This is a genomic window from Marinobacter sp. F3R08, from assembly GCF_018860425.1.
GTDB lineage: Bacteria > Pseudomonadota > Gammaproteobacteria > Pseudomonadales > Oleiphilaceae > Marinobacter.
The window spans coordinates 58,372-82,535 of record NZ_JAHKPI010000020.1 but is presented as its reverse complement, the minus strand read 5'-3'; the positions used below and the strand labels follow the sequence as shown (position 1 = coordinate 82,535).

The following is a 24,164-nucleotide window of genomic DNA, read 5'->3' as shown; positions in this document are numbered from 1 at the left end:
GTTCGTGCAGTCCGGACGATAGATTTTTCGTATGTCCTCTGAACCGAGGAGGTATTTAATGAAACGAGTCGTGATAGCCGGAGTGTCCGGTGCAATTGGTGGTGCTTTGGCCACCCGGTTGATCGAGCGTGATCCCGAGGTCCGAGTCATCGGCTTGTGTCGCAATCCCGAGAGGGCTCCGGAGGCTTTGCATGCGCATGGGCGCAGTGCGGTGCTGGCGTGGGATGCCGAGGGTGAAAACGCGGCAACAGCGGCGGCTGCGGCACTGGAGTCGATTCTGTCCAGGGAGGAGGGGATTGATACCTTTATTTACGCCGCAGGCCTGCTCCATGGCACTGATATATTCCCGGAGAAGCGCCTTGAGGATTTGAGTGCAGCAAGTCTGGCACGGTCGTTTGCCGTGAATGCAACCGGGTTCAGTATGCTGGCGCAGGCGCTGTTGCCATGGCTGCGACATCGGGAGTTCAAGCGGGTCGCCGCCATTTCCGCAAAAGTCGGATCGATTACCGATAACGGGTTCGGGGGCTGGTACGCCTATCGAAGTTCGAAGGCGGCACTGAATATGCTGGTGCGCAACCTGTCCATTGAGTTGCCGCGTCGCTGCAAGCCGGTTGCCTGCGTTTCCCTGCATCCGGGCACCACAGAATCTGCGTTGAGTGAACCCTTCAGTCAGTCCCTGGCAAAACTGAAAGTGCACAGCGCAAGGGCAACGGCCTGCAACCTGCTGGATGTGCTCGATGCTGTCGTTGATGAGGACAATGGGCGATTTTTGAGCTGGGACGGCTCAGAGCTGCCCTGGTAGCGGGAATGGCGCAGAGAATCGTCACAAAAAAGGGGGCGCTCCATGGTCGTCCCCTTGTTTCCGCGTCCCTGGGTCAGCGGATAAACGGATTCAACATTCGGGTGAATGTTCCTGTCAGTTTCACAGGCGCGCTGAGGACGGAAAGAGTGATGCAATCCTCACAACCAACGGCCACAGGTTTGTGTTCATCCTTGTCGGTCAGAACGACAAAATCCCACTGGTTGAACACCCCTTTCTGGTCAGCAAATGCCCCCTGCAAAACGATGGTCGTCTCTTCACCGCGGTGAGTGTGGGCCGGTGCTTTGCCGCCTGCGGCGAGTTTTTGAAGAACAACCTGCTCTTTCTGACCAGGGAACCGGTCCGTGATATCCAGGACACTGACGTCGCCCAATTGCCGTTTCCACGGCAGGCTGGCGAGATTTTCGCCAAGCAGTTTCTGCAGCGGGTTTACTCTCGGAGCGGGCGCTATTTCAGGTTCGTCCGTTATTGCAGTCTCATCGTCAATCTTTGACAGAATGCTGTCGAACATATCGTTCGACATGCTTACCTTCGGCTGCTGTTCCATCATTACAGCACCAAGACTGTTCAGCGTATCCACGCGACTGCGGCAAAGGGGACACTTGTCCAGGTGAAGCTTGATGCAAAGCGCATGGGGCTCGCTCAGATTACCTGCGGCGTACTCCATCAGGCTCACGCTGTCGGGATGGTGCCGTGTCATACGTTCTGGTCCTGCAAAATCACTTTCAGTTTGTTCAGCGCCAGGCGAACCCGGCTCTTGACGGTTCCCAGTGGAATGTCCAGTTCGTTTGCAACCATCTGGTGCGACTTGTTTTCCATGTAAACCTTGGCAATGACGGTAATCTGCTCTTCCGGTAAAAGGCTCAGAGATTCCCTGACCCGTCGCTCGGACATCAGTCTGTGCAGGGAGGTCACCGGCTCATTTTCATTCTCACCCGGGATCTGCCACAAATCTTCAGTCTCAACCGGCATTTCCGCACTGGTACGCTGCATTTTCCTGAGCATATCGATGCGCTGGTTCCGGGCGATGGTGAATATCCACGTTGACGCTGCGGCCTTGCGCCAGTCATAGAGGCAGGAGCGCCTCCAGATGGAGACAAACACTTCCTGAACCAGCTCCTCTGCATGACTCGCCATGCCGTTTGCCATGGCGTAATACTTGATCTGGGGGCCAAAATGCTCAAACAGGGCGTGATACGCTTCGCGATCCTGATGTTTGCCCACTTTTTGCAATAATTGACTCCATGGATCCTTTCGGCCCTCGGAACTGGCTGGTGTTTTATCCAGTGTGGTCACCGGATGCTCCTTGGCAGTCGCATGATTTGAGCTTGTTGTGTTCATCATTCTATGCACTCGTCCCGGGTTTGTCAGTCCCAGGATTTACGCACCGGTTTGTCCGTTGGATCAATTGGCCTGAACAAAACAGCCGTGCTGCAGGCAATTATTCTTCGAGGTAGGTGTATCCATCCAGCCCGGCGGACAGTTCGGCCAGCAACGCCGACTGGGTGTCTGGTGCAAGGGTGGAGGCCGCAAATTTACGCCGGTAGGCTTCCAATAACGCGTCAGGTTCGAAGTTTACATAGCGCAGTACCTTCGCCACGGTATCGCCGGTGATGGTTTCACTGATGCTGTGGCCTCCCTCAGCAGTCAGGCGGACATCCACAGAGTGGGTGTCACCGAACAGGTTGTGCATGTCCCCGAGAATCTCCTGATAGGCGCCTGTCATGAAAAATCCCATCAACAGGGGTTCGCCTGTTTTCGCCTCCGGAAGCGGCAGGGTGGTTTCGGTGCCCTGACCATCCACGTATCGGTCAATCCGGCCATCGGAATCGCAGGTGATGTCCTGTATCACCGCGCGCCGGGTAAGCGGGCGGTTCAGGCCGTTGACCGGCATGACCGGGAAAATCTGATCAATGCCCCAGACATCGGGCAGCGACTGGAACAGAGAGAAATTTACAAACAGCTTCTCGGCCAGTTTCTCGTTCAGCTCGTCAATGATTTCCCGGTGGGCCCGATTGCTGCTGTCGAGCTGATCCCGAAGCAGCCGGCAACATCGGGTGTAGAGGGTTTCGGCATTTGCCCGCTCCTGAAGGGAGAGCACACCGTGGGCAAACTGGGCGTGAACATCGGCCATGGCATGCAGTACGTCGTGATAGATCTCGGCCAGAGAGCGCGGTGTGGCGCTGTCCTGAAGGCTTTTCAGGTCTCGCCAGAGATCGTGCAGAGGGGCGGGCGCCTTTTCGTCTGGCTGTTGTGGCGTCCGGTTCTCCGGGGCTTCGTGGTCGATCACATTGGTTACCAGCACCGAATGATGGGCCGTTAGCGCTCTTCCGGATTCGCTGATCAGATCCGGGTGAGGAATACCATGACGATCACACTCCGCCTGCAGGACATGCACGACGTTGTAGGCGTATTCATAGACACTGTAATTCATGGAGCAGCTGCTGCGGGAGCGGGTGCCTTCATAGTCCACACCCAGGCCGCCCCCGATATCAACGGTACCGACAGGTGCCCCCATCTGGCGCAGTTCACTGTAAAAGCGCGCGCATTCTCTGAGTCCGGTCTGGATGTCCCGGATATTGGCAATCTGGGAGCCAAGGTGAAAGTGCAGCAGCTGCAAGGTATCAAGTGCCCCGGCTTCGCGCAGGGTATTCACCACATCCAGCACCTGGCTGGCGGACAGACCGAACTTGGACTTTTCCCCACCGGTATTCTGCCAGTTGCCCTTGCCGATGGTTGCCAGTCGGGCCCGGACCCCGATCAGTGGCGATACCCCCAGGCTTTTCGCTTCCTCCAGAATGAGTGGGAGCTCGGACTTTTTTTCCACCACAATGAACACCCGGTGACCGAGTGCCTGACCAATGAGGGCAAGACGAATGTATTCCCGGTCCTTGTAGCCGTTGCAAACGATCACTGAGCCCGGTTGTTGCGACATTGCCAGCACCGCCATCAGCTCGGGTTTGCTCCCTGCCTCAAGGCCGATCTGTCCTTTTGAGGCTGCAGGCTCGGAGGCCAGTAGTTCCTCAACCACCCGGCGCTGCTGGTTGACCTTGATCGGGTAAACCGCGGTGTAACGACCTTGATAGGCGTGTTCATCCGCCACTTTGTTGAATGCGTTGCACAGCTTGTTGACCCGGTCATGGAGGATATCGACGAAACGCACGAGCACGGGTAGCTGAACTCCGGATTCCGTCAGCGTGCGGGTCAGCTCCGGGAGATTGATCCGTGCCGGGCTATGGCCCCGGTCGGGCCGGATCAATACCTGGCCTGCATCGTTGACACCGATGTAACCGTCACTCCAGTGGGCGATGTTGTAGACCTTGTGGGCCGGGGTGGCACTGGCTTCGCTCATGCTTGCTATCCTGTCAGGAAACACTGGCCGGCGGGGGATCTGTACGGGGCCGGCCTCTGGCCGACATTGTATGGATTCCCACCCCGGGCTAAAAGAACCGGGTGCGGAAAATATATGGCTGGCTCCTGCGATTATCGCTTTAGCTCATGATAGGGCAGCCCTACAATACGCCTTTTAACAAAGGCCAAGGCCCACAACGGGAGGCATAAATGACAGCGCTCAATGATGGCTGGTTCACCGAGGTATTCCAGGACCAGGGAACCGCGTTCTCCCTGGACGTAAAAAAGAAGCTTCACGAGGAACAGACAGCGTTCCAGAAACTGGAGATTTACGAGACCAAAACGTTCGGCAATCTGATGGTACTGGATGGCTGCGTGATGCTGACCAGCCGCGATAACTTCCTGTACCACGAGATGATGACGCATCCGGCTCTGTTCACCCATCGCGATCCGAAAAAGGTGGTCATTGTGGGCGGAGGTGACTGTGGCACCCTGAAGGAGGTGCTCAAGCACCCGGGTGTTGAGGAAGCCTGGCAAGTGGAAATCGATGAGCGGGTCACCCGGGCCTCCGAGAAGTACTTCCCGGAGCTGTGTGAATCCAATGGCGATCCACGCGCCAATTTTTTCTTTGGCGACGGAATACAATGGATTCGAGACATTGAGCCCAGCAGCCTTGATCTGATTATCATCGATAGCACCGATCCGGTCGGTCCCGCCGAAGGCCTGTTTGCCCTGGACTTCTACCGTGATGCCATGCTCGCCCTGCGCGATGGTGGTCTGATCGTGCAGCAAAGCGAATCCCCGCTGTTGCATACCAGTACCATCATCAAGTCAATCCATGAGGACATGCGCAAGGCGGGATTTGATCACGTCCAGACCCTGCCATTTCCGCAGCCGGTGTACCCAACGGGCTGGTGGAGCTGCACCATGGCCGGCAAGGACAAACCGGTACGGTATTTCCGAGAGGAGGATGCCGAGAACCGTCCCTTTGTAACCCGTTACTACAACCCGGGGGTCCACCACGGTGCACTGGCGATGCCTCAGTTCATGGTTGATGAGCTGGAGGATCATGTTATTCCCGGCGAGGGTTAGGCCAACGGTTGCGAACTGAAGCCGATATTCCCTTCGGCTATGAGCGACCGACTGCTTTGGTCCAGACGTTCTCTCCGGGGACCGGGGCATCGGCTAGACTTGTGAGGCAGTAAGCGCTGATTGGTAATAAGGATCTGTGTCAGGAGGGGAGCCATGATGGTGCGACAGGGTGAGTCTGAGAAGAACTGGTTCCGGTCTGAGCGGCTGAGTTCGGTAAACGGTGCCTGGTATTTTGAGACCCGAGAGGGCTCAATTGAGGGACCTTATGAGAACGAGCTCGAAGCGCTTCTGGAACTGCGCGTCTATGTAAAAAAGGCGGAGTATAGTTCGTATTCTGCCTAGGCAGTCAGGTCGATCAGGCTCACACAAGCAATAAAAAAGGGGCGCCCGCAGGCGCCCCTTTTTCGTTCGTGGTATCAGCGCTTATTGCTTGCCGCTGACAAATTCCGGATAGGCTTCCATGCCACACTCGGACAGATCCACGCCTTCGTACTCTTCTTCTTCGCTGACCCGGATACCCATCACTGCTTTCAGGATGCTCCAGACGATCAGGCTGGTTACGAAAACCCAGACGAAGATGGTCAGCATGCCGACGAGCTGACCCATGAAGGTCGCGTCTGCATCGGACAGAAGAACCGCGAAGACGCCCCAGATACCAACCACACCGTGTACAGAGATGGCACCGACCGGATCGTCAATGCGCAGCTTGTCCATGGTTACGATGGAGAAGACCACCAGGGTGCCGCCGATAGCGCCAATGATGGTGGCCAGCAGAGGAGAAGGATCTGCAGGCTCTGCAGTGATGGCAACCAGGCCAGCCAGGGCGCCGTTCAGGGCCATGGTCAGGTCAGCTTTGCCAAACATCAGGCGAGCGACGATCAGGGCCGCAATCAGACCACCAGCTGCCGCGGCATTGGTGTTCATGAATACGTTCGCTACTTCGTTGGCTACGCCGATACCACCCAGCTTGAGGGTAGAGCCGCCGTTAAAGCCGAACCAGCCCATCCACAGAATGAAGGTACCAAGTGTTGCCAGCGGCAGGTTGGCGCCCGGGAACGCACGGATTTCACCGTTGGCGCCGTATTTGCCTTTACGGGCACCAAGCAGAAGAACGCCTGCCAGGGCTGCTGCTGCACCGGCCATGTGGACGATACCGGAGCCGGCGTAGTCACTGTAGTTCAGCTCATACATACCGAAGACCGCGTCGCCGTTCCAGGTCCAGGAACCCTGCATCGGGTAGATGAAGCCACACATAACAACGGCAAATGCCAGGAAGGCCCAGAGCTTCATGCGCTCAGCCACGGCACCGGAGACGATGGACATGGCTGTTGCAACGAAGACAACCTGGAAGAAGAAGTCAGACGCACCGCTGTATTCACCCATGTCGCTGAAGCCAGCTTCGGTGGATGCGGCAATGATGCCGGCGATGGCTGCATCGTCCATTTGAGCGACAGTTGTGACGCCGCTCAGGAAAATACCGCCGCCGTACATGATGTCGTAACCGCAGATGAGGTACATCGTACAGGCAACGGCAAACAGGGAGACGTTTTTGGTCAGGATTTCAGTGGTGTTCTTGGCGCGTACCAGGCCGGATTCCAGCATGGCGAAACCAGCGGCCATCCACATGACCAGGGCACCACAAATCAGGAAGTAAAAGGTATCCAGCGCATACTGGAGTTCAAAAATGTGATTGAGATTGCTTTCCATATGAAGCCCTCCGCACGAGGCTTTTCAGGTTATAAGTTTTTTTGCGTTGGCTGTTCAAAAATCAGAGCTGGTTCAGACCGCTTCTTCACCTGTTTCGCCAGTCCGGATCCGGATGGCCTGTGCCAGTTCAGTCACGAAGATTTTGCCGTCACCAATCTTGCCGGTGTTGGCTGCTTTGGTGATGGACTCGATGACCTGGTCCAGCAGGTTGTCGCCAATGGCAACTTCTACCTTCACCTTGGGCAGAAAATCCACCACGTATTCCGCGCCACGATAGAGTTCTGTATGGCCTTTCTGTCGACCGAAGCCTTTGACTTCAGTGACGGTTACGCCTTGTACGCCAATCTCGGATAGTGCCTCACGGACATCATCCAATTTGAAAGGCTTGATGATCGCTGTCACAAGTTTCATTGCTTTCTCCTTGGTAAAGCCGTCCCAACAGTGAGGGCCCGCCGGCCTAGTGTTGAGCTCGGGATGCTGCCACCTCGCACACCTATTGTGCGGATTGTGTACGGGAGCTTTAGCATCGGGTATGCCAACGCAAAAAAATACTTTTAAAACATTGGTTTACGATATCCGCGTACCAGAATGGCGCAAAGATGTGCACCAAAGTGGGGCGGTTGGTTGATCAGTGAGCCAAATTGGAGCGGGCTCGCCTGACCGTTCGACCATTATTATAGGATCGATCGCCTACAGTATGGCAGGGGCTGCGGTGTGATACACTCCCGCGGAGCGGTAACAGGTCTTCTCTTTTAGTCGAAGCCGCATCTTTCAGGAATTTGTGAGGTAACGTGTGAAAGGTCCACAGGATATTTTTACTCAGCTGCAGGGCCAGTTTGGCCAGTTTGTTCCCGATATGGCCCGCGCTGCGCGCGAGGATTTTGAAACCCAGGCCCGGGCAACCGTGATGGCTGTTCTTTCCCGCCTGGAACTGGTAACCCGCGAAGAGTTCGATGCTCAGCAGGCAGTGTTGTCGAAGACTCGCGAAAAGGTGGACGCGCTGGAGCAGCGGGTTGCCGAGCTGGAAACTAGTCTGCAGGAAAAATAGACCCCGGCAGAGCCCGGCAGGATGCCGGGTAATCGTTATTGGAATAACCATGGAAGGTTGTCATGCTTGCTATTGTTCACTCACGCGCCTCAATTGGCGTGTCTGCCCCCGCTGTTACTGTTGAAGTTCACCTTTCCGGCGGCTTGCCCGCGCTCTCGATTGTTGGTCTGCCGGAGACCGGAGTTCGAGAGAGCAGGGAACGGGTTCGCAGTGCTCTCCTGAATGCCGGATTTGAATTTCCCGCCCGCCGAATCACCATCAATCTGGCGCCTGCCGATTTGCCCAAGGAAGGCGGTCGCTTTGACCTGCCGATCGCCCTTGGAATCCTGGCCGCCTCGGGACAGATTCCGGCACAGAGCCTCTCTGACTGTGAATTTCTGGGTGAACTGTCTCTGGATGGCGCATTGCGGCCCCTCAAGGGTGTTCTGCCGGCCGTGCTGGCTGCCAGACAGGAGCGCCGGGCGTTGCTCGTGCCGCAGGGCAATGCCGAGGAGGCGGCCCTGGCCAGCCAGGGTGATGTGCTGGCGGCCAGTCACCTGCTGGTCGTGTGCGAGCATCTGAGTGAGCGAGCCCGTCTGGTGCCGATTCCCAGAACGTCGCTGGAACACATACCAGACAGCGCCGGTGATACGCCGGATCTCTCGGACGTCTGTGGTCAGCGGGTGCCAAGGCGGGCCCTGGAGGTGGCTGCAGCAGGTGGTCACAATCTGTTGTTCTTTGGCCCTCCGGGAACCGGCAAGAGCATGCTTGCCAGCCGTTTGCCCGGTATTCTCCCGGGGCTGGATGATGCGGCTGCCATGGAGGTGGCCAGCGTGCATTCGGTGGCAGGTTTTCCGGTTCGTGCGGGGGGCTGGCGCGAGCCACCTTTCCGGACGCCTCATCATACCGCATCGGCGGTGGCGCTGGTTGGCGGTGGTAGCAGCCCGAGACCGGGAGAAATCTCCCTGGCTCACCGGGGCGTATTATTTCTGGACGAGCTGCCGGAATTCGAGCGACGAGTGCTGGAAGTCCTGAGGGAGCCGATGGAAACCGGTGAGATCTCGATCAGCCGGGCTGCGCGCCAGGTGACTTTTCCGGCTCGGTTTCAGGTTGTTGGCGCGATGAACCCATGCCCCTGCGGGTATGGTGGCCACCCGACGATTGAGTGTCAGTGTACGCCGCAACAGGTGATGCGTTACCGGTCGAAAATATCCGGGCCTTTGCTGGATCGTTTTGATCTGCATGTTGAGGTTCCGGTGCAGGGTGGCGATGTCCTGATGCAGCAGGGCGGTGACGGCGAGACCAGCGCTACCGTCCGCAAGCGCGTAGTCGCAGCCAGGGCTCGACAGAAAGAGCGGGGTTGTCTGAATGCAGCCCTGGCAGGGCGGGAACTGCACGACGCCTGCCGACTGAACCGTCAGGGTGAGCTGCTGCTCTGTGGTGCGATGGAAAAGCTGGGGCTTTCAGCCCGGGCGCTGCACCGGATAATTCGGGTGGCCAGAACCCTTGCGGATCTGGAGGGCTGTGAGGCGCTTGCTCAGGGTCACCTGGTTGAGGCGTTGGGATACCGCCAACTGGATCGGCAGCAGGGACGGAGCTCGGTGGTTTCGGCCTGACGGAGCCACTCTGGTAAACTGTCGGTCACGACCGTTTAACAATACCCGCTACCTGTGGTTAAGGATTGCAGATGACAGACCAGAATGAACCGCAAGACCCCAAAGACGCGTCCGCTGAATCCCCTGTTACCACTCGACGGGGTGTGCGCAGCTTTGTTTTGCGCCAGGGTCGGATGACCGAAGGACAGAAAAAAGCGTTTGAGCGAAGCTGGCCGAAGTACGGTCTGACCCGGGAGCACGGAATGATCGACCCTCGTCAGGTGTTTGGGCGGGACGCCGTGCTTAATCTGGAAATTGGTTTTGGTATGGGACGATCGCTGGCAGAGATGGCAGAAGCGGCTCCCGAGCAGGATTTTATTGGCGTTGAAGTTCACCAGCCGGGTGTTGGCGCTCTGCTCAAAGACATAGAAGATCGCGGACTGGAGAACGTCCGGATTTACAGCATCGATGCGAACGATGTGATCGATCTGTGTTTGCCGGACGCCTGCCTGGATCGGGTTATGGTGTTTTTCCCGGATCCCTGGCACAAGAAGAAACATCACAAACGCCGGCTGATTCAGCACGAGTTTGTCCAGCGGGTTCGCCACAAGTTGCGAGTCGGCGGCATCCTGCATCTGGCGACCGACTGGGAGAATTACGCTGAACACATGATGGAGGTGATGAACGAGTCTGAAGGCTTTGCCAATACTCAGGCAACTGGAAGCTACTCACCGCGCCCCGATGACCGCCCCATCACCAAGTTCGAAAAGAGAGGTGAAAACCTGGGGCACGGCGTCTGGGACCTGTTGTTTCATCGGACCAACTGATCGCCGGTCAGATGAGATCAGTGATTTGCCAACGGATGGCGCCTCGCCGCCCTGATAATTACCAGTCCGGCAATGCCCAGGGTGAGCGCTGTGAATTTGATCAGCGCGCAAAGGGTCGCGGACAGGCTGATCTCGTCGGTGGGCGGGTTGAAGTTGTTCAGGAGCAGTATGTTCTCCGCACCATCGCTGAGCCCGCCAGTAACGAACAGGGCACGAATCCATCGTGCTACCATTCGCTCCCGAACACCGGGCCGGTCTCGTGTGAAATGCCTCGTCAGATGGATGAGGGCCAGCATGTAGGCCGGGATGAACAGGAAGTCCAGCCACAGTGAAACCTTCGCCCACGCGGCACCGTCACTTCTCCAACTTCGAAGAATGGCATGGGCCTGATCTGCGGTACCGGCCAATTGATAGCTGACGATACCCTGGGGCGCGGAGGCAGTCTGCAGCGGCTGATTAATCATAAGCAGGGCGAACAGCAGCATTGCCGCCACGACGAGGCTGACTTTCAGGCTTTTGGGATAGGCTGCCATTCCTTGTGCGGGATCCATTACAGAAAACGCTCCAACAGGCTGTTCAGGTATCTCTGGCCGAGGTGAGTTGCCTTGAGCCGGTCCATCTCCAGCAGCTTTTCATTTCGCAACACTGCAAGTTGTACCCCAACTGTTGTCAGGGGTAAACCCGTTCGCTGAGAAAAAAGGCTTTCCTCTACTCCTTCACTGAGTCTCAAGGCATTCATCAGGAATTCCAGAGGTAGATCCGCGTCTGCGATAACGTCACTGCCGGCTGTGCGACTGCCGATCCGGTTCAGATAAGCGTCGGGCTGACGGGTTTTCCAGTATCGCCTGATCGTGCCATCAGCGAGACTGATCTTGCCGTGTGCACCTGCTCCCAGAGCCAGATAATCCCCGAACGTCCAGTAATTCAGGTTGTGTTGTGAGGCCATGCCATCACGACACCAGGCCGAGACTTCATAATCCTGATAGCCACTGTGATGGAGGAGGTTCGCCCCTTTGCTATAGATTTCCCAGAGCCGGTCGTCGTCTGGCAGGTCTGGCGGTCGGCTGTAAAACTCGGTATTTGGTTCGAGGGTCAATTGATACCAGGACAGGTGCGGCGGGTTGTAATCCAGAGCAGTCTGGATATCCAGCAGCGCCTGGTCTGGTGTCTGGCCCGGCAGGCCATGCATCAGGTCGATGTTGAAATTGTCGAAGCCGGCCTGGCGCGCAGCACGAATGGCACGATGGGCGGCGCCGCTGTCATGAATGCGACCCAGAGCGGTCAGGTGATCTGGATGGAAGCTCTGGACTCCGATAGACAGCCGGTTAATTCCGGCATTGCGGAACGCCTCGAAACGGCCGGCTTCAAGCGTCCCCGGGTTGGCCTCAAGGGTGATCTCGGCATCGGGGTCAAAGGTGAGCCTTTCCCGTAAACGACTGAACAGGCGATGGTAAAATTCCCCGCTCATAAGGGAGGGCGTGCCACCACCAATGAACACCGTCTTTATTGGTCGGTCTGCGGCGAACGCAAGATCCTGATCCAGATCTTCAAGCAGAGCTTCAAGATAGGCAGACTCTGGAATGGTCCCGCTAAAGGCGTGGGAATTGAAGTCGCAGTAAGGACACTTTCGCACGCACCAGGGCACATGGATGTACAGGCTCAGCGGCGGACACACCGCCGCCGGCCGGTGGCTGATCATCGGCTCAGGGCCATGCACCCGACTCAGGCCTCGGCCCGGAGCTGATCCAACAGTATTCTCAGGGCACGTCCACGGTGACTGATGCTGCTTTTTTCGGAACGGGATAATTCGGCCGCACTGCATCCGTGTTCCGGTGCCAGAAACACCGGATCATAACCAAATCCGCCGTCGCCTCTCGGTGTTCTGAGAATTGAGCCCGGCCAGCGGCCATGACAGATGACTGGCGTCGGGTCATCGGCGTGGCGCAGGTATACCAGCACACAATGAAACTGTGCCCCTCGTTGCTCGTCAGGGATGTCGGTCATGGCTTCAAGCAGGGCCTGGACGTTGTCGGCGTCGGTTGCATCTTCGCCGGCAAAACGGGCCGAGCGGACACCGGGGCGGCCCCCTAGGGCATCCACGGCCAGGCCACTGTCATCCGCCAGGGCTGGAAGCCCGGTTTCCCGGGCGGCGTGGCGAGCCTTGAGAATGGCATTTTCGACAAAGGTGACCGCCGGCTCCTCGGCTTCCGTTACACCAAGCTCTCCCTGGGCAACCGGTGTCATTCCCAGTGGGGCCAGTAAGTCGGTTAACTCGGCAATTTTGCCGGTGTTATTGCTGGCGATGACAAGTCTGCTGGTCATAGGGCGTTAATCGCTGAACAGTGTGTGGGCAAATCGAATAGCCAGATCCTGCGGATACCCGGCAGCGCGGGCAGTGACATTGAATGTCATCAGTTCACCCGAGGAATATTGGTATTCGGCTATGAAGTATACGGAATCGCCCTCCTGAATCCTGCGGAACGCCAGAAAACGAACCTGCTGGATATCATTGGACACCTGGCCTTCTACCTGGCCGCTTACCGGGGACATGGTGCCGTCGTCATTTTCCTTCATGATCGAAATATTGACGATGCCAATGCCCTTGCTTCGCTGAAGGTTGTTTGCTTTGGCGACCTCTGGTGCCAGGAAGGTACTGGGCAGCACGCTCCAGAGCACTGTGTAATCACCGAAATCCTTTGAGCCCGCCTGGGCCTGGATGCTGATCAGGCCAATGAGCATGGCGGTCAGCATGTTGCGGAATACTGAAATGTTTTTTGCGATCATTACTCGGTCTCCCGTGTGATGCGGTAAATGGCAATCTCGCCCAACAGGTTAGGCCACAGGCGTGCCAGCCAGCTGTTCTGATGCTGGCCGTCTACCACGCGCCGGCTTTTGATTCTGATACCTTTCTGGCGGCACAAAGCCTCAAAATCCTTGAAGGTGCACAGCCTGATGTTGGGCGTGTTATACCATTTATACGGGAGTGCGTCGGATTCGGGCATACGGCCGTTCAGCGTCAGTCCCCAGCGCAGTCGCCAATGGGCAAAGTTCGGGAAAGTCACTATGCCTTCGCTGCCAACCCGCAGCATCTCATCGAGCACCTTATCTGGTCTCCGCACCGCCTGAAGCGCCTGGGTCATCAGGACGACATCGAAACTGCCATCGTCAAAATTGCCGAGGCCCTGAGTGTCCAGATTCTGTTCAATAACCGCAACGCCGCGACTCATGCAGCTGGTGATATGAGCCGGATTTATTTCAAGGCCAAAGCCGCTGGCGCCGCGCTCCCGTTGCAGAAAGTCGAGCAGCGTGCCGTCACCACAGCCCAGATCCAGAACATGGTGGCCGGGCTGAACCCATTGTTGAATGATTTCGAGATCCGGTCTCATGCGCCAACCTCCCGTGCCACGCGGTCCATGTAGGCATTGAAAATGTCGGTGTATCTCGGGGTCGGGATCAGGAAAGCGTCATGGCCCCAGGGGGCATCCACCTCGGCATAGCTCACCTTGCGGCGGGCCCCTATCATGGCATTGACCAACTCTTCCGAGCGGGCGGGGGTGAAGCGCCAGTCAGTACTGAAGGAGAGCACGAGGTATTCGCACGTGGCGGCGGCAAGCGCCCGGGAGAGGTCACCGCCAAACTCGTAGGCCGGATCAAAGTAATCCAGAGACCGAGTCATCAGCAGGTAGGTATTGGCGTCGAAGGATTCGGAGAAACGTTCACCCTGGTAACGCAGGTAACTCTCTACCTGGAATTCAGCGTCATAGCCAAACTTGTAGGCCTGATCCCTCAGCTCACGGCCAAATTTTTCGCCCATGGATGCATCAGACAGATACGTAATATGGCCAACCATCCGTGCCAGCATAAGGCCGCGGCGAGGAACGGTATCAAAATCGTAGTAGCGACCGTCGTGGAATTCCTGGTCTGAGGTGATGGCCTGTCGCGCCACCTCGTTAAAGGCGATGTTCTGGGCAGTCAGTCGCGGAGTGGAAGCAATAACCACGGCATGCCGAAGGCGGTCCGGATAGTCCAGGCTCCACTGCAGGGCCTGCATGCCGCCAAGGGAGCCACCGACAACCGCTGCCCAGCATTCGATTCCCAGCCGGTCGGCCAGCAATGCCTGGCTTTTGACCCAATCGCTAACGGTAATCACGGGAAATTCCGGGCCAAAGGGTTTGCCGGTCCTGGGGTTAACGCTGCTCGGGCCAGTACTGCCGTGGCAGCCTCCGAGGTTGTTCAGGCTGACAACAAAAAACCGGTTGGTATCGATCGGTTTTCCGGGGCCGATGCAGCTGTCCCACCAGCCGGGTTTCCGGTCGTCGGTGGAATGGTATCCGGCGGCATGATGATGTCCGCTCAATGCGTGGCAGATGAGGACTGCGTTGCTCGCATTGTCGTTCAGGGTGCCGTAGGTTTCCACCACAAGGTCATAGTTTTCAAGGGTCTGGCCGCAGGCCAGATCGATGGGAGCGTCGAAATGATAGGTTTGCGGGGAGACAATCCCAACAGAGTCCGCAGGCAGGGAATCGGGCATCGGCGCGAGTGGTTCCTGGTTCGATCCAAAAGTGTCTGGAGAAGTAATGACAAAGCCATCACGAGCCCAGCAGTTTAAAGCCGGGGCGTGATGGCTGCAACCGCCTGCATGGTCGCTCTTGCGGGGCTTATATCGCCCCGGAGATGTTCACCACTTTCTGTTGGATCAGGGTCGGGGCCGGCATGCGGATCTGGCGTTGCATGGCGTCGGCCAGTTCCAGTTGTCTGCGCAGATCGGCAATAGTGTTGGTCAGGCGCTGACGCTCGGTTCGGCTGTCCTTGTCATTGCGGACCATATCGCGGAGGCGTCGGATCTGATGCTCAAGTAACTGCTTCTGCTCCATGGAATATTGCATGATCGGCAACAAGGCTTCGGATGGCCACCGTTCCACGTCCTGTCGGACCCGGGCGTGCAAGGTACGGGCTTCTCCTACCATGACATTGTGGAACCGGCGAACCAGAACGGATTGCTCGGTGAGCAGGTTTTTGGGGTTGACCCGGAAACGCCGGGCTTTCTTGCGTAACTCACGAATGGCAATGACGTGGCGACCGGCTCGAAGCGGAATTGGTTCCAGGTGTCGGGCCCGGCTGTCGTCGTTGTAGCGACGATAGATGGCGCTCACCATCTTTTCTGCCAGATTTCCCTCGCTCAGCAGGTTGGTCAGATCGTTTTCAAGTAAATCAAAGAACTGATCCATTGCGCGGTTCATACCCGCAGTGGTCCAGCTCTTCGACATACTGGTGCGCACGCTTTCCGCATGGGCCTCGAAACGATCCTCGTCCACCAGCTTCTTCAGCAGATCGCCCTGGGAGTCCATCAGGCGCCGACTTGAGCGCAGAGTGATGAGTTTTTTGTAATAGAATTCGTAATCTTTCTGGGCGCGCTCTGCCAGTCGGGAGAGGGCGGCTTTGTCCATGGTGACTCCGGCACAGGCCTGAAGTTCCTCTTCCAGGGATTCCAGACGATACTGCATTGCCGCCTGGCTGTTCTGGAGCATGCCGAGAAGATCATTGATCAGGCTCTGAGTGATCAGCTGCTCCTTGTGCATCAGGATGCGCTGAATAATCAACTGCTCAAGCTGGCCGATATTGGACCGTTCAAACAAGTCGTTGTCGTCCTTGACTCTTGCGAACAGCCCCTGTTTGGCAGAGACCGGGATTACGTCATGCTGGCGCATGCCCAGGTGGTCAGCTGTGTAGCTGCGCACCCTTTCTATGGCTTCGTGAGTGTGGCGCTCTCCCTGAAGGTCGTCCCACAGCACGTCAATCTTGTTCAGTACGGCAAAGCGCCCGGCACGATGGTCTGCGTGCTGGGTGTCGATGTGTTCTTTCCAGATGGTCATGTCACTGGCAGTCACGCCAGTGTCGGCGCTCAGTACAAAGATGACGGCATGCGCGCGGGGCAGCATGCTGATGGTCAGCTCTGGCTCTGAGCCCAAGGCATTCAGGCCCGGAGTGTCAAGAATTCGCAGGCCGCGCTCGAACATTGGGTGGCGGATGCTGATCTGGGCATTTCGCCATGCGGGTACGAGCACATTGCCCGGATTGTTACGGTCATGCTCCAGCATGCCTTCGTCGAAGCCGAGTCCACGGGCCTCTTCAGGTGGCACACTCTTGACCCGGGCCACTTCGGCGAGGACTTCCCGCATGATTTCAGGGTCGCGCTCATCCAGCTCATGTTTGACCCAGCGGTGTGGCTGCTTGCGCAATTGCTGCAGGGACATGTCACCAGTTCGGGTTTCAATGGGCAGCAGGAGCAGATAATTCTCGTTGGCGCTGCGATCAAAGAAAAGCTCGGTGGGGCACATGGTGGTGCGCCCTGCCTGGGAAGGCAGCATGCGCTGGCCATACTCGGAGAAGAACAGAGCGTTTATCAGCTCGGTTTTTCCACGGGAATATTCCCCGACAAACGCAATGGTCAGCTCATCTTCGATCAACAGTTCCAATCCGTGACGGATGCGGGAGCTGATATCGTCGGAAAACAGGTTGTTATCCTGCAACCATAGTCGATACCGGCCGATCTGTCGGATCAGCTCTTTTTTCCAGTTGTGGTACGCCTCTACCTGCTGCGACAGAGTTCCCTGTTGGGTCATCGGATTATCCTTCTGCACGACTTCCGGGAATCCCGGTCAACACGGGGTGCTAACGGGTAACGGATTAATTGGCGTTAATATTAGCCTGTTCTGTCCATGTTTGCGGCAGGGTTATGGCGAGGGGTTAGGTAAAAATACAGAGGGGATCCTGCAAAAGACTGCAAAATCAATAATTTGAAGATGCAGTCTTGCAATGATGGATTTCGTGGTCAAGTGTTACAAAATGTATATTTGAGACATGGTTTACAGGCCCAGGCCAATGGCGCCAAGCCCTGCTGCCATTTTCATATGGTCGATGACCACTGAAATCACGTTCAGAATGAGGAACACGATGATTGGTGACAGATCCAGGCCGCCCATTGAGGGCATGAGGTTGCGTACCGGACGCATTACCGGCTCGGTGATCTGGGCAACCAGTTGTATGGCGGGGTGTCCGCTGCCGGGGGCGATCCAGCTGACCACCACAACCGCAATCACTGACCAGAAATAGATCTTCACGATCAGATCCAGCACGCTCAGTACGGCCCAGACCAGAAGTGTGATCGGATTTATGGCTGGAATACCACCGCTCAGGGCAATGAGTATCAGGAAAAAGGTGAGACCCTGAATGAGTACCGCAAGAACCAGTGAGGCACCATCCACACCTCCCCAGCCCGGAATAAAGCGCCGGAGCGGTCGCAGCAGGGGATTGGTTGCCTTGACCGCGAACTGTGAGATCGGATTGTAGAAATCCGCTCTCGCTAATTGCAGCAGGAAGCGAAGCAGTACGATCGTCAGGTAAAAGGTGGATGCGATCATCAGGATGGTGATCAGAATATCTGCCAGCATGAAGCCGTGTCTCCGTTGTCGGTTACTGTTTGCCAGCCAGTTCTTTGGCCATTTCTTCCGAGCGCTTGAACGCTGCCTGGTATGCCTTGGACACCAGATCACGCATGCCACCGTCTTCAAAGGCATTGATGGCCTGCTCGGTGGTTCCGCCAGGAGACATCACATTGCGTTTTAGCTGGCCAGGGTCGTGTTCGCTTCGGGCGGCCATCTCTGCGGCTCCTGCCATGGTTTGAATGGCCAGCTCTCTTGCGGTTCCGGGTGCAATGCCCGCGTCGGTTGCAGCGTCCTCAAGAGCTTCGAGCATCAGGAAGAAATACGCCGGGCCGCTCCCGGAAAGGGCTGTGACACCGTGCAAAAGATTTTCGTCTTCCACCCAGAGCGCTGAACCGATGCTCTTGAACACCGATTCGACCGTTTCTTTCTGTGCTTCCTGAACCTCATTGTTCGCAAACAGGCCGGCAGCGCCTTTGCCGACCAGGGAGGGTGTATTGGGCATCACCCTGACCATGGGCAGGCCACCGCCCAGCCAGCCGTCCAGAGTGTCAGCCGTCAAGCCGGCGGCAATGGACACCATGAGGGGGCGGGTGTTCTGGACTACCGGTGCAATGTCACGGCAGACATCCGCCATCACCTGGGGTTTTACCGCGAGAACTACCATTTCGGCTTGCTGTGCGCAGTAGCGATTGTCTGTGGTTACGCTCACGCCGAAACGTTTGCGGATTGTTTGCAGGTGCGCGTCATCCGGCGCGCTGACCCAGATGCTGCCAGCCTTGTAGCCGCTATCCAGCATACCGCCAATGATGGCGCTGGCCATGTTGCCGGCGCCAATAAAAGAAATGGTGGGTGATGTGCTCAAGGTTAACTCTCCGGTTGATCGTTTAAGCGTCTGGTTCTGATCATAACAGGAACCGGCCGGCTCAGCTCTTTGCCGGGCGTGTGCCGAAAAGCGCGGTGCCTACCCGGACCCAGGTGGCCCCTTCGTCAATCGCGACCTCAAGATCTCCGGACATACCCATGGAGAGTGTGTCCAGCGGGCCTGCGTCGGGATGATCTGTGCGTAGTTGTTGCAATGTCTTGGCCAGCTTCCGAAAGCTTGATCTCAAATCTGCTTCAGGCTGATCCGGGTCCGGAATGGCCATCAGCCCCCGTAGTGTCAGGCCTGGTAGTTCACCGACCGCGGCCACCAGGTCTGGTAGCTCCCCGATCGTGCAGCCGGATTTGCTGTCTTCTTCATTAATGTTGACCTGAAGGCAGATATTCAATGGTGACAACTGAGGATTCCGTTGTTCGCTGAGCCGACGGGCAATCTTCAAACGGTCCACACTGTGGACCCAGGCAAAGGCAGAGGCAATCTGTCGTGTCTTGTTGGATTGAATCGGGCCGATGAAGTGCCACTCGATGCCCTCAAGGTCAGCCAGCGCGTCTATTTTGTCGAGCGCTTCCTGAAGATAGTTTTCACCAAACGACAGTTGCCCTGCATCGTAGGCCTCACGAAGCTCGCCGGGAGGGCGGGTTTTGCTGACGGCGAGCAGGTGCACAGCCCCCGGCTCGCGGCCCGCGTGCAATGTTGCTTTTTGTATGCGTCGGGTTACGCTCCCGATGTTGTCTGCTATGCTGCTCATAGTATGAGAATGCCACGCTCGGTCTGTCACTTTGTACGGTGACACGTTACCCGCAGGTCACTGAAATGCCAAGTGAACCACGTCGGGGCGCCACCGGGTGGGAGCTGTCGGGATAAAAGAAAAAGCCTTCCGAGGATTTCTATGGATATTACTGAACTGCTTGCCTTTTCGGCGAAACAGGGTGCGTCTGACTTGCACCTCTCTGCCGGTCTGCCACCGATGATTCGCGTTGATGGTGATGTGCGTCGCATCAATCTGCCGCCTATGGAGCATAAAGAAGTCCATGGCCTGATCTACGACATCATGAATGACAAGCAGCGCAAGGACTACGAGGAATTCCTGGAAACTGACTTTTCATTCGAAGTTCCTGGTGTTGCCCGTTTCCGTGTTAACGCATTTAACCAGAATCGTGGTGCAGGTGCGGTATTCCGGACTATTCCCTCCAAGGTGCTGACCATGGAGGATTTGGGAATGGGGCAGGTATTCAAGGACATTTCCTCGGTGCCTCGGGGGTTGGTGTTGGTGACCGGGCCGACCGGTTCCGGCAAGTCCACCACCCTGGCAGCGATGATGGACTATATCAACGACACCCGTTACGAACATGTCCTTACCATTGAGGACCCCATCGAATTCGTACATGACTCCAAGAAATGTCTGGTTAACCAGCGTGAGGTCCATCGGGATACCTTGGGCTTTAACGAGGCATTGCGTTCGGCGTTGCGGGAAGATCCTGACATTATCCTTGTAGGTGAGCTCCGGGATCTGGAAACGATTCGTCTGGCGCTGACGGCGGCTGAGACAGGCCACCTGGTCTTCGGAACACTGCACACCACCTCTGCCGCCAAGACCATTGACCGGGTTGTCGACGTGTTCCCTGCGGAAGAAAAGTCCATGGTTCGGTCGATGCTTTCGGAATCGTTGCAGGCGGTTATCTCCCAGACGCTGATGAAGAAAATGGGTGGCGGGCGGATCGCGGCACACGAGATCATGATCGGTACCTCGGCCATTCGTAACCTGATCCGGGAAGATAAGATCGCCCAGATGTACTCGTCGATTCAGACCGGGGGCTCCCTGGGCATGCAAACACTTGATCAGTGTCTGGAGCGGTTGCTGCAGAAAGGACTGATCTCCCGCGAAGCCGCGCGGGCGAAGGCGAAAATGCCTGACAATTTCTAACAAGCGTGCTTCCTGGGCTGGCAGCGTTGGCACCAGGAGCAGAAGGGAAACCATCTGACTCCCCGGATAGAGTTTGAAAACAGGGTGGGTGTCAGAAAATGGAGGCTGTGTAAAAAATGGAATTCGAAAAGCTGTTACGGCTGATGGTGGAGAAAGGGGGTTCGGACCTGTTCATTACGGCAGGTGTGCCACCGAGCATGAAGGTGAACGGAAAAGTGCTGCCGGTTACCAAGAACGCATTGACGCCGGAACAGACCAGGGAGTTTGTCTACGGTGCAATGAACGACAAGCAACGCGCCGAGTTTGAGGAATCCCACGAGTGTAACTTCGCGATCAGCGCCCGGGGCATCGGACGTTTCCGGGTTTCCGCGTTCTTTCAGCGCAATCTCTGTGGCATGGTCTTGCGGCGGATTGAGGTGAAGATTCCGCAGATTGATGATTTGTCGTTGCCGGAGGTGGTTAAAGAACTGGCCATGACCAAGCGTGGTCTGATCATGTTCGTAGGCGCAACGGGCACGGGTAAATCCACCTCACTGGCAGCCATGTTGGGACACCGGAACAGAAACAGCCGCGGTCACATCATTTCCATTGAAGATCCGATCGAATTTGTGCATCAACACCATGGTTGTATCGTCACCCAGCGTGAGGTGGGTATCGATACCGACAGTTTCGAGGTGGCGCTCAAGAATACCCTCCGGCAGGCACCTGATGTGATCCTCATCGGCGAGGTGCGGACCCGGCAAACCATGGAGTACTCGGTGCAGTTTGCTGAAACGGGTCACTTGTGTCTCGCCACGCTGCACGCCAACAACGCCAACCAGGCGTTGGATCGGATTATCCAGTTTTTCCCTCCTGAACAGCATAACCAGATCTGGATGGATCTGTCTCTGAACCTTAAGGCTATTGTGGCCCAGCAACTGGTACCGACGCCGGACGGCAAGGGGCGGAAGGCGGTTATCGAGGTGCTGATCAATACTCCGCTGGTCTCGGATCTGATCCGCAAGGGCGAGGTGCATCGGCTGAAGGAGCTGATGTCAAAGTCCAATGAATCCGGTATGCAGACTTTCGACCAAGCCCTGTATCAGCTGTATGCAGAAGGCTCAATTACGTACGAGGATGCTTTGGCTCATGCGGACTCTGCGAATGATCTGCGCCTGCTGATCAAGCTGGGTGCGGATGCCCAGGGGGCGGATAAGCTGTCCTCTTCTGTCGACAAACTTACCATCCAGGATGACTGATCGTTGGAGCATTGCTGGACTGGCTGGCAGAAAGTTAGGGGGCTGAACCGTTAGGGATGGCATTTGAGGACAGTAAGGGGTGGTGCGTATACTCCGCGCGTTTCAAAAAGGAGATACCATGCACCACCGTCCTTCAATGCTTGCACGAGCTGTACGTTTTACCACTGTCGCCGCACTCGCGACGCCTGCCGGAGTCCTGGCGGGTGGGTTTTCTCTCAACGAGCAGAGCGCCAGTGCCATGGGCACTGCCAACGCCGGTGCCGCAGCCAATCCTGAAAACGCGACCACGGTATTGTTTAACCCTGCGGGGATGAGTCAGCTGTCCGGCACCAATGTTTCGTTTGGTGCAGCGATTCTTGATATCGATGCCGAGGCCAGGTCAGGCACGGCAAGCGCGACCGACACCCTCGGGCGCCCGGTTACTGGCAGTACAGGCGGTGACATTGCCGATCCAGCGATTCTTCCCAATATTTATCTCACCCACGAAGTAAATGACTCGATAGATGTGGGCTTTGGCATTCATGCGCCCTATGGCTTGGCGGCTGACTACGACGATGATTTTGTGGGTCGTTACTTTGCGGACGAGACTGAGTTGACGGTTATCTCTTTCTCTCCCGCTATCTCGGTCAATAACGGGCAAGGTCTGTCCATGGGTGCCGGCATCAACATCATGTATGCGGAAGGGCGTCTGACGAAGTTCCAGGATTACTCGGGTATCTACGGTCGCTGGCAGCAAGGTTACTCGGGCCTTGATTCGGCGCTTGGAGCTGCCTCGCCAGAAGATTTTGGTGTGCCCGTACCATCAGGGCTTGAGGAAGGCTATGCCGCCATCGAAGGTGACGACATCGCGGTAAATTTCCGCATTGGTTTTCTTTACGAGTTGTCTGAGAGAACCCAGTTCGGCCTGACTGCCCAGACGGGTACAGAGTTCAATCTGGATGGTGATGCGAACATATCCAACTTTCCCGAAACAACGGCAGTGGATCTCTCTGCCATCGGTCAGGGGACGCAGGCTTTTCCAACCGGTGCCCAGAGTGGTGTGAGTGAAGATGTCCGGGTACCTCTGGCCATACCTGAGAGCATCACGGTTGGCGCCAGGCATAGGTTGACACCGGAAGTAACTCTTCTTGCTGGCGCCACTTACGCAAGATGGAGCCGATTCGAAGAGCTCGATATCATCAGCCGTGAGGGAGGAGCTGGTTCGATATCTGCGGCGACAGGTAATGAGGTCATCACCCACATCACCGAAAAGTGGAAAAACACCTGGCAGTTCAATGTTGGTGGTATCTGGCAGGCTACTCCAGAGTGGGCTTTCAAGGCCGGTTACGCGTGGGATGAATCGCCTGTGGACAACTACCTTACTGCACGAATACCGTCAAGCAATCGTCATTGGTTGACGCTGGGCTCGCAGTGGAAAAACGCGGATAGCGGCTGGACGGTTGATGCCGCCATCGGAACGCTTATCTTCACTGATGACCCGCGTGTAGACGAGTTTGTCTATTTGCATGAGGCGCCTGAGCAACAGGATCCTTCCTCTGGAGCATCAAACTACAAAGGGGAATACGATCTCAGTGCCTGGAGTGCGTCCATCGAAGTCAGCAAGGCTTTTTAATCGTTTGCCCATCGGTTGACCTGCCCGCAGGCGGGTCAGCCAACCACCTGGCCACGGTAGATCACCTTCTTCTTCCGTGGCGGGTTCATCTCTCCTGTACTGCCTTCATTGGCTGATGTTGTTGGCGCATCGGCGATCACCTGGCCCCGATAGTTGCGTTTCAAGCCGTCGTCTTCGTCTTCGGGTTCGATGTTCAGTTGTGGAACCTGCTCCGTCAGGGTTTTCCAGGTGCGGGTCAACTGCGTTGAGCGAGTCTTTCGCGCGTAGTCGGCCAGCTGTTTTTCGAGATGCTCTTCTGTGAGGTGAAGTTTGACGCCGAATTCTGTGTGAATCTGGCGGCGGCACTGGTGAACCAGTTTAAGTACACTACGGTCCATCAGCCAGCTACGTTCAGATGCCAGAGAAGTCATGGTTTGAGCCTCGGAAATAGATGTCACAACATGGCGCTGCCCAGATTGCTTGATGAGGCAGTACGCCGACGGGGATTCTGAAGCGAATATCGTGCCGTAACCGCTGCCCGGTCAGCCAGCGGCCTGTTTTCTCGGGGGCTGCTGGCAAGTCGCCAGGGGGGAAGGGCGCGGTCGAGCGTTTGTCGGGGTGTCTCGTTGTGGTGCGTGACAGAGCCTCCTTGCTCTGTTTTGGGGCG

Annotated in this window: 25 protein-coding genes; 9 read left to right on the top strand and 16 right to left on the bottom strand. The window is 56.7% G+C overall.

Annotated elements, in window-relative coordinates:
• The first annotated feature begins 58 nt into the window (after positions 1 to 58).
• The gene (locus tag KO499_RS12745; RefSeq protein ID WP_215984135.1) at positions 59 to 802 is read left to right on the top strand and encodes an SDR family NAD(P)-dependent oxidoreductase; all 744 of its coding nucleotides are present in this window, start codon (positions 59 to 61) and stop codon (positions 800 to 802) included.
• 73 nt (positions 803 to 875) lie between these two features.
• Here KO499_RS12745 and KO499_RS12740 read toward each other — a convergent pair whose 3' ends face one another.
• From KO499_RS12740 to speA, 3 genes are all read right to left on the bottom strand, one after another.
• A complete protein-coding gene (locus tag KO499_RS12740; RefSeq protein ID WP_215984134.1) occupies positions 876 to 1,520 on the bottom strand; it encodes a ChrR family anti-sigma-E factor in 645 nt (214 codons plus the stop codon).
• Positions 1,517 to 2,164, bottom strand: a complete 648-nt coding sequence (locus KO499_RS12735) for a sigma-70 family RNA polymerase sigma factor (RefSeq protein WP_228339945.1) — start codon at positions 2,162 to 2,164, stop codon at positions 1,517 to 1,519. The genes KO499_RS12740 and KO499_RS12735 overlap by 4 nt, the downstream gene beginning before the upstream one ends.
• A 97-nt stretch (positions 2,165 to 2,261) precedes the next feature.
• Complete coding sequence (gene speA / locus KO499_RS12730) at positions 2,262 to 4,172, bottom strand: biosynthetic arginine decarboxylase (RefSeq protein ID WP_215984133.1); 1,911 nt, start codon at positions 4,170 to 4,172, stop codon at positions 2,262 to 2,264.
• A 209-nt stretch (positions 4,173 to 4,381) separates the two neighbouring features.
• On the opposite strand from speA, the gene speE reads away from it, so the two are divergent.
• Together speE and KO499_RS12720 are read left to right on the top strand one after the other, a co-directional pair.
• A complete protein-coding gene (speE, locus tag KO499_RS12725) occupies positions 4,382 to 5,263 on the top strand; it encodes a polyamine aminopropyltransferase (RefSeq protein ID WP_215984132.1) in 882 nt (293 codons plus the stop codon).
• Positions 5,264 to 5,416: 153 nt separating this feature from the next.
• A complete protein-coding gene (locus KO499_RS12720) occupies positions 5,417 to 5,605 on the top strand; it encodes a DUF6316 family protein (protein ID WP_215984131.1) in 189 nt (62 codons plus the stop codon).
• Between the two features lie 81 nt (positions 5,606 to 5,686).
• Here the strand turns inward: KO499_RS12720 and KO499_RS12715 are convergent, their stop codons facing one another.
• On the bottom strand, positions 5,687 to 6,970 hold the full coding sequence (locus KO499_RS12715) for an ammonium transporter (RefSeq protein WP_215984130.1): 1,284 nt from the start codon (positions 6,968 to 6,970) through the stop codon (positions 5,687 to 5,689).
• 72 nt (positions 6,971 to 7,042) lie between these two features.
• Complete coding sequence (gene glnK, locus KO499_RS12710) at positions 7,043 to 7,381, bottom strand: P-II family nitrogen regulator (RefSeq protein ID WP_008173268.1); 339 nt, start codon at positions 7,379 to 7,381, stop codon at positions 7,043 to 7,045.
• Positions 7,382 to 7,763: 382 nt separating this feature from the next.
• Here glnK and KO499_RS12705 point away from each other — a divergent pair, with 382 nt between their 5' ends.
• The 3 genes from KO499_RS12705 to trmB all read left to right on the top strand — a co-directional run bounded on the left by KO499_RS12705 (position 7,764) and on the right by trmB (position 10,419).
• Positions 7,764 to 8,018, top strand: a complete 255-nt coding sequence (locus KO499_RS12705) for an accessory factor UbiK family protein (RefSeq protein ID WP_215984129.1) — start codon at positions 7,764 to 7,766, stop codon at positions 8,016 to 8,018.
• A 62-nt stretch (positions 8,019 to 8,080) separates the two neighbouring features.
• On the top strand, positions 8,081 to 9,613 hold the full coding sequence (locus tag KO499_RS12700) for a YifB family Mg chelatase-like AAA ATPase (protein ID WP_215984128.1): 1,533 nt from the start codon (positions 8,081 to 8,083) through the stop codon (positions 9,611 to 9,613).
• Between the two features lie 71 nt (positions 9,614 to 9,684).
• Positions 9,685 to 10,419 carry a tRNA (guanosine(46)-N7)-methyltransferase TrmB gene (gene trmB / locus KO499_RS12695; RefSeq protein ID WP_215984127.1) on the top strand — a complete coding sequence of 245 codons (735 nt, stop codon included), beginning with the start codon at positions 9,685 to 9,687 and terminating at the stop codon, positions 10,417 to 10,419.
• Positions 10,420 to 10,436: 17 nt separating this feature from the next.
• On the opposite strand, the gene KO499_RS12690 is transcribed toward trmB, so the two are convergent.
• The 10 genes from KO499_RS12690 to KO499_RS12645 form a co-directional block, all read right to left on the bottom strand.
• Entirely contained in the window at positions 10,437 to 10,970 is a 534-nt protein-coding gene (locus KO499_RS12690) for a hypothetical protein (protein WP_215984126.1), read from the bottom strand.
• Positions 10,970 to 12,118: a radical SAM family heme chaperone HemW gene (gene hemW, locus KO499_RS12685; RefSeq protein ID WP_215984125.1), complete on the bottom strand. Its 1,149-nt coding sequence runs from the start codon at positions 12,116 to 12,118 to the stop codon at positions 10,970 to 10,972. The genes KO499_RS12690 and hemW overlap by 1 nt, the downstream gene beginning before the upstream one ends.
• A gap of 23 nt (positions 12,119 to 12,141) precedes the next feature.
• Entirely contained in the window at positions 12,142 to 12,741 is a 600-nt protein-coding gene (gene rdgB, locus KO499_RS12680; RefSeq protein ID WP_215984124.1) for an RdgB/HAM1 family non-canonical purine NTP pyrophosphatase, read from the bottom strand.
• 6 nt (positions 12,742 to 12,747) lie between these two features.
• A complete protein-coding gene (locus tag KO499_RS12675; RefSeq protein WP_215984123.1) occupies positions 12,748 to 13,203 on the bottom strand; it encodes a DUF4426 domain-containing protein in 456 nt (151 codons plus the stop codon).
• Positions 13,203 to 13,805: a methionine biosynthesis protein MetW gene (gene metW / locus KO499_RS12670; protein WP_215984122.1), complete on the bottom strand. Its 603-nt coding sequence runs from the start codon at positions 13,803 to 13,805 to the stop codon at positions 13,203 to 13,205. The genes KO499_RS12675 and metW overlap by 1 nt, the downstream gene beginning before the upstream one ends.
• Positions 13,802 to 14,950: a homoserine O-succinyltransferase MetX gene (gene metX, locus KO499_RS12665; RefSeq protein WP_215984121.1), complete on the bottom strand. Its 1,149-nt coding sequence runs from the start codon at positions 14,948 to 14,950 to the stop codon at positions 13,802 to 13,804. Before metX ends, metW begins: the two co-directional genes overlap by 4 nt.
• A gap of 127 nt (positions 14,951 to 15,077) precedes the next feature.
• A complete protein-coding gene (locus tag KO499_RS12660; RefSeq protein ID WP_215984120.1) occupies positions 15,078 to 17,042 on the bottom strand; it encodes a dynamin family protein in 1,965 nt (654 codons plus the stop codon).
• A gap of 243 nt (positions 17,043 to 17,285) precedes the next feature.
• Positions 17,286 to 17,870, bottom strand: coding sequence for a YggT family protein (locus tag KO499_RS12655; protein WP_215984119.1), 585 nt, complete (start codon positions 17,868 to 17,870; stop codon positions 17,286 to 17,288).
• Positions 17,871 to 17,892: 22 nt separating this feature from the next.
• Complete coding sequence (proC, locus tag KO499_RS12650; protein WP_215984118.1) at positions 17,893 to 18,726, bottom strand: pyrroline-5-carboxylate reductase; 834 nt, start codon at positions 18,724 to 18,726, stop codon at positions 17,893 to 17,895.
• Positions 18,727 to 18,787: 61 nt separating this feature from the next.
• Complete coding sequence (locus KO499_RS12645) at positions 18,788 to 19,492, bottom strand: YggS family pyridoxal phosphate-dependent enzyme (protein ID WP_215984117.1); 705 nt, start codon at positions 19,490 to 19,492, stop codon at positions 18,788 to 18,790.
• Between the two features lie 141 nt (positions 19,493 to 19,633).
• Between KO499_RS12645 and KO499_RS12640 the strand changes: the two genes are divergently transcribed.
• The 3 genes from KO499_RS12640 to KO499_RS12630 all read left to right on the top strand — a co-directional run bounded on the left by KO499_RS12640 (position 19,634) and on the right by KO499_RS12630 (position 23,518).
• Positions 19,634 to 20,668: a type IV pilus twitching motility protein PilT gene (locus KO499_RS12640; RefSeq protein ID WP_215984116.1), complete on the top strand. Its 1,035-nt coding sequence runs from the start codon at positions 19,634 to 19,636 to the stop codon at positions 20,666 to 20,668.
• Positions 20,669 to 20,784: 116 nt separating this feature from the next.
• The gene (locus KO499_RS12635; protein WP_215984115.1) at positions 20,785 to 21,906 is read left to right on the top strand and encodes a PilT/PilU family type 4a pilus ATPase; all 1,122 of its coding nucleotides are present in this window, start codon (positions 20,785 to 20,787) and stop codon (positions 21,904 to 21,906) included.
• Between the two features lie 118 nt (positions 21,907 to 22,024).
• Positions 22,025 to 23,518 carry an OmpP1/FadL family transporter gene (locus KO499_RS12630; RefSeq protein ID WP_215984114.1) on the top strand — a complete coding sequence of 498 codons (1,494 nt, stop codon included), beginning with the start codon at positions 22,025 to 22,027 and terminating at the stop codon, positions 23,516 to 23,518.
• A gap of 35 nt (positions 23,519 to 23,553) precedes the next feature.
• Here the strand turns inward: KO499_RS12630 and KO499_RS12625 are convergent, their stop codons facing one another.
• Positions 23,554 to 23,928: a hypothetical protein gene (locus KO499_RS12625; RefSeq protein ID WP_215984113.1), complete on the bottom strand. Its 375-nt coding sequence runs from the start codon at positions 23,926 to 23,928 to the stop codon at positions 23,554 to 23,556.
• Positions 23,929 to 24,164: the final 236 nt, after the last annotated feature.

What these genes read in the sequence shown, in the direction of transcription:
- speE (WP_215984132.1), top strand. Translation starts at nt 4,382, where the DNA reads ATGACAGCGCTCAATGATGGCTGGTTCACCGAGGTATTCCAGGACCAG.
- KO499_RS12720 (WP_215984131.1), top strand. Translation starts at nt 5,417, where the DNA reads ATGATGGTGCGACAGGGTGAGTCTGAGAAGAACTGGTTCCGGTCTGAG.
- KO499_RS12735 (WP_228339945.1), bottom strand. Translation starts at nt 2,164, where the DNA reads ATGATGAACACAACAAGCTCAAATCATGCGACTGCCAAGGAGCATCCG.
- KO499_RS12715 (WP_215984130.1), bottom strand. Translation starts at nt 6,970, where the DNA reads ATGGAAAGCAATCTCAATCACATTTTTGAACTCCAGTATGCGCTGGAT.
- metX (WP_215984121.1), bottom strand. Translation starts at nt 14,950, where the DNA reads ATGCCCGATTCCCTGCCTGCGGACTCTGTTGGGATTGTCTCCCCGCAA.
- rdgB (WP_215984124.1), bottom strand. Translation starts at nt 12,741, where the DNA reads ATGACCAGCAGACTTGTCATCGCCAGCAATAACACCGGCAAAATTGCC.
- trmB (WP_215984127.1), top strand. Translation starts at nt 9,685, where the DNA reads ATGACAGACCAGAATGAACCGCAAGACCCCAAAGACGCGTCCGCTGAA.
- KO499_RS12640 (WP_215984116.1), top strand. Translation starts at nt 19,634, where the DNA reads ATGGATATTACTGAACTGCTTGCCTTTTCGGCGAAACAGGGTGCGTCT.
- KO499_RS12745 (WP_215984135.1), top strand. Translation starts at nt 59, where the DNA reads ATGAAACGAGTCGTGATAGCCGGAGTGTCCGGTGCAATTGGTGGTGCT.
- KO499_RS12740 (WP_215984134.1), bottom strand. Translation starts at nt 1,520, where the DNA reads ATGACACGGCACCATCCCGACAGCGTGAGCCTGATGGAGTACGCCGCA.
- KO499_RS12625 (WP_215984113.1), bottom strand. Translation starts at nt 23,928, where the DNA reads ATGACTTCTCTGGCATCTGAACGTAGCTGGCTGATGGACCGTAGTGTA.
- KO499_RS12690 (WP_215984126.1), bottom strand. Translation starts at nt 10,970, where the DNA reads ATGGATCCCGCACAAGGAATGGCAGCCTATCCCAAAAGCCTGAAAGTC.
- glnK (WP_008173268.1), bottom strand. Translation starts at nt 7,381, where the DNA reads ATGAAACTTGTGACAGCGATCATCAAGCCTTTCAAATTGGATGATGTC.
- KO499_RS12630 (WP_215984114.1), top strand. Translation starts at nt 22,025, where the DNA reads ATGCACCACCGTCCTTCAATGCTTGCACGAGCTGTACGTTTTACCACT.
- hemW (WP_215984125.1), bottom strand. Translation starts at nt 12,118, where the DNA reads ATGATCAGCCACCGGCCGGCGGCGGTGTGTCCGCCGCTGAGCCTGTAC.
- speA (WP_215984133.1), bottom strand. Translation starts at nt 4,172, where the DNA reads ATGAGCGAAGCCAGTGCCACCCCGGCCCACAAGGTCTACAACATCGCC.
- KO499_RS12660 (WP_215984120.1), bottom strand. Translation starts at nt 17,042, where the DNA reads ATGACCCAACAGGGAACTCTGTCGCAGCAGGTAGAGGCGTACCACAAC.
- metW (WP_215984122.1), bottom strand. Translation starts at nt 13,805, where the DNA reads ATGAGACCGGATCTCGAAATCATTCAACAATGGGTTCAGCCCGGCCAC.
- KO499_RS12635 (WP_215984115.1), top strand. Translation starts at nt 20,785, where the DNA reads ATGGAATTCGAAAAGCTGTTACGGCTGATGGTGGAGAAAGGGGGTTCG.
- KO499_RS12645 (WP_215984117.1), bottom strand. Translation starts at nt 19,492, where the DNA reads ATGAGCAGCATAGCAGACAACATCGGGAGCGTAACCCGACGCATACAA.
- KO499_RS12675 (WP_215984123.1), bottom strand. Translation starts at nt 13,203, where the DNA reads ATGATCGCAAAAAACATTTCAGTATTCCGCAACATGCTGACCGCCATG.
- KO499_RS12655 (WP_215984119.1), bottom strand. Translation starts at nt 17,870, where the DNA reads ATGCTGGCAGATATTCTGATCACCATCCTGATGATCGCATCCACCTTT.
- KO499_RS12700 (WP_215984128.1), top strand. Translation starts at nt 8,081, where the DNA reads ATGCTTGCTATTGTTCACTCACGCGCCTCAATTGGCGTGTCTGCCCCC.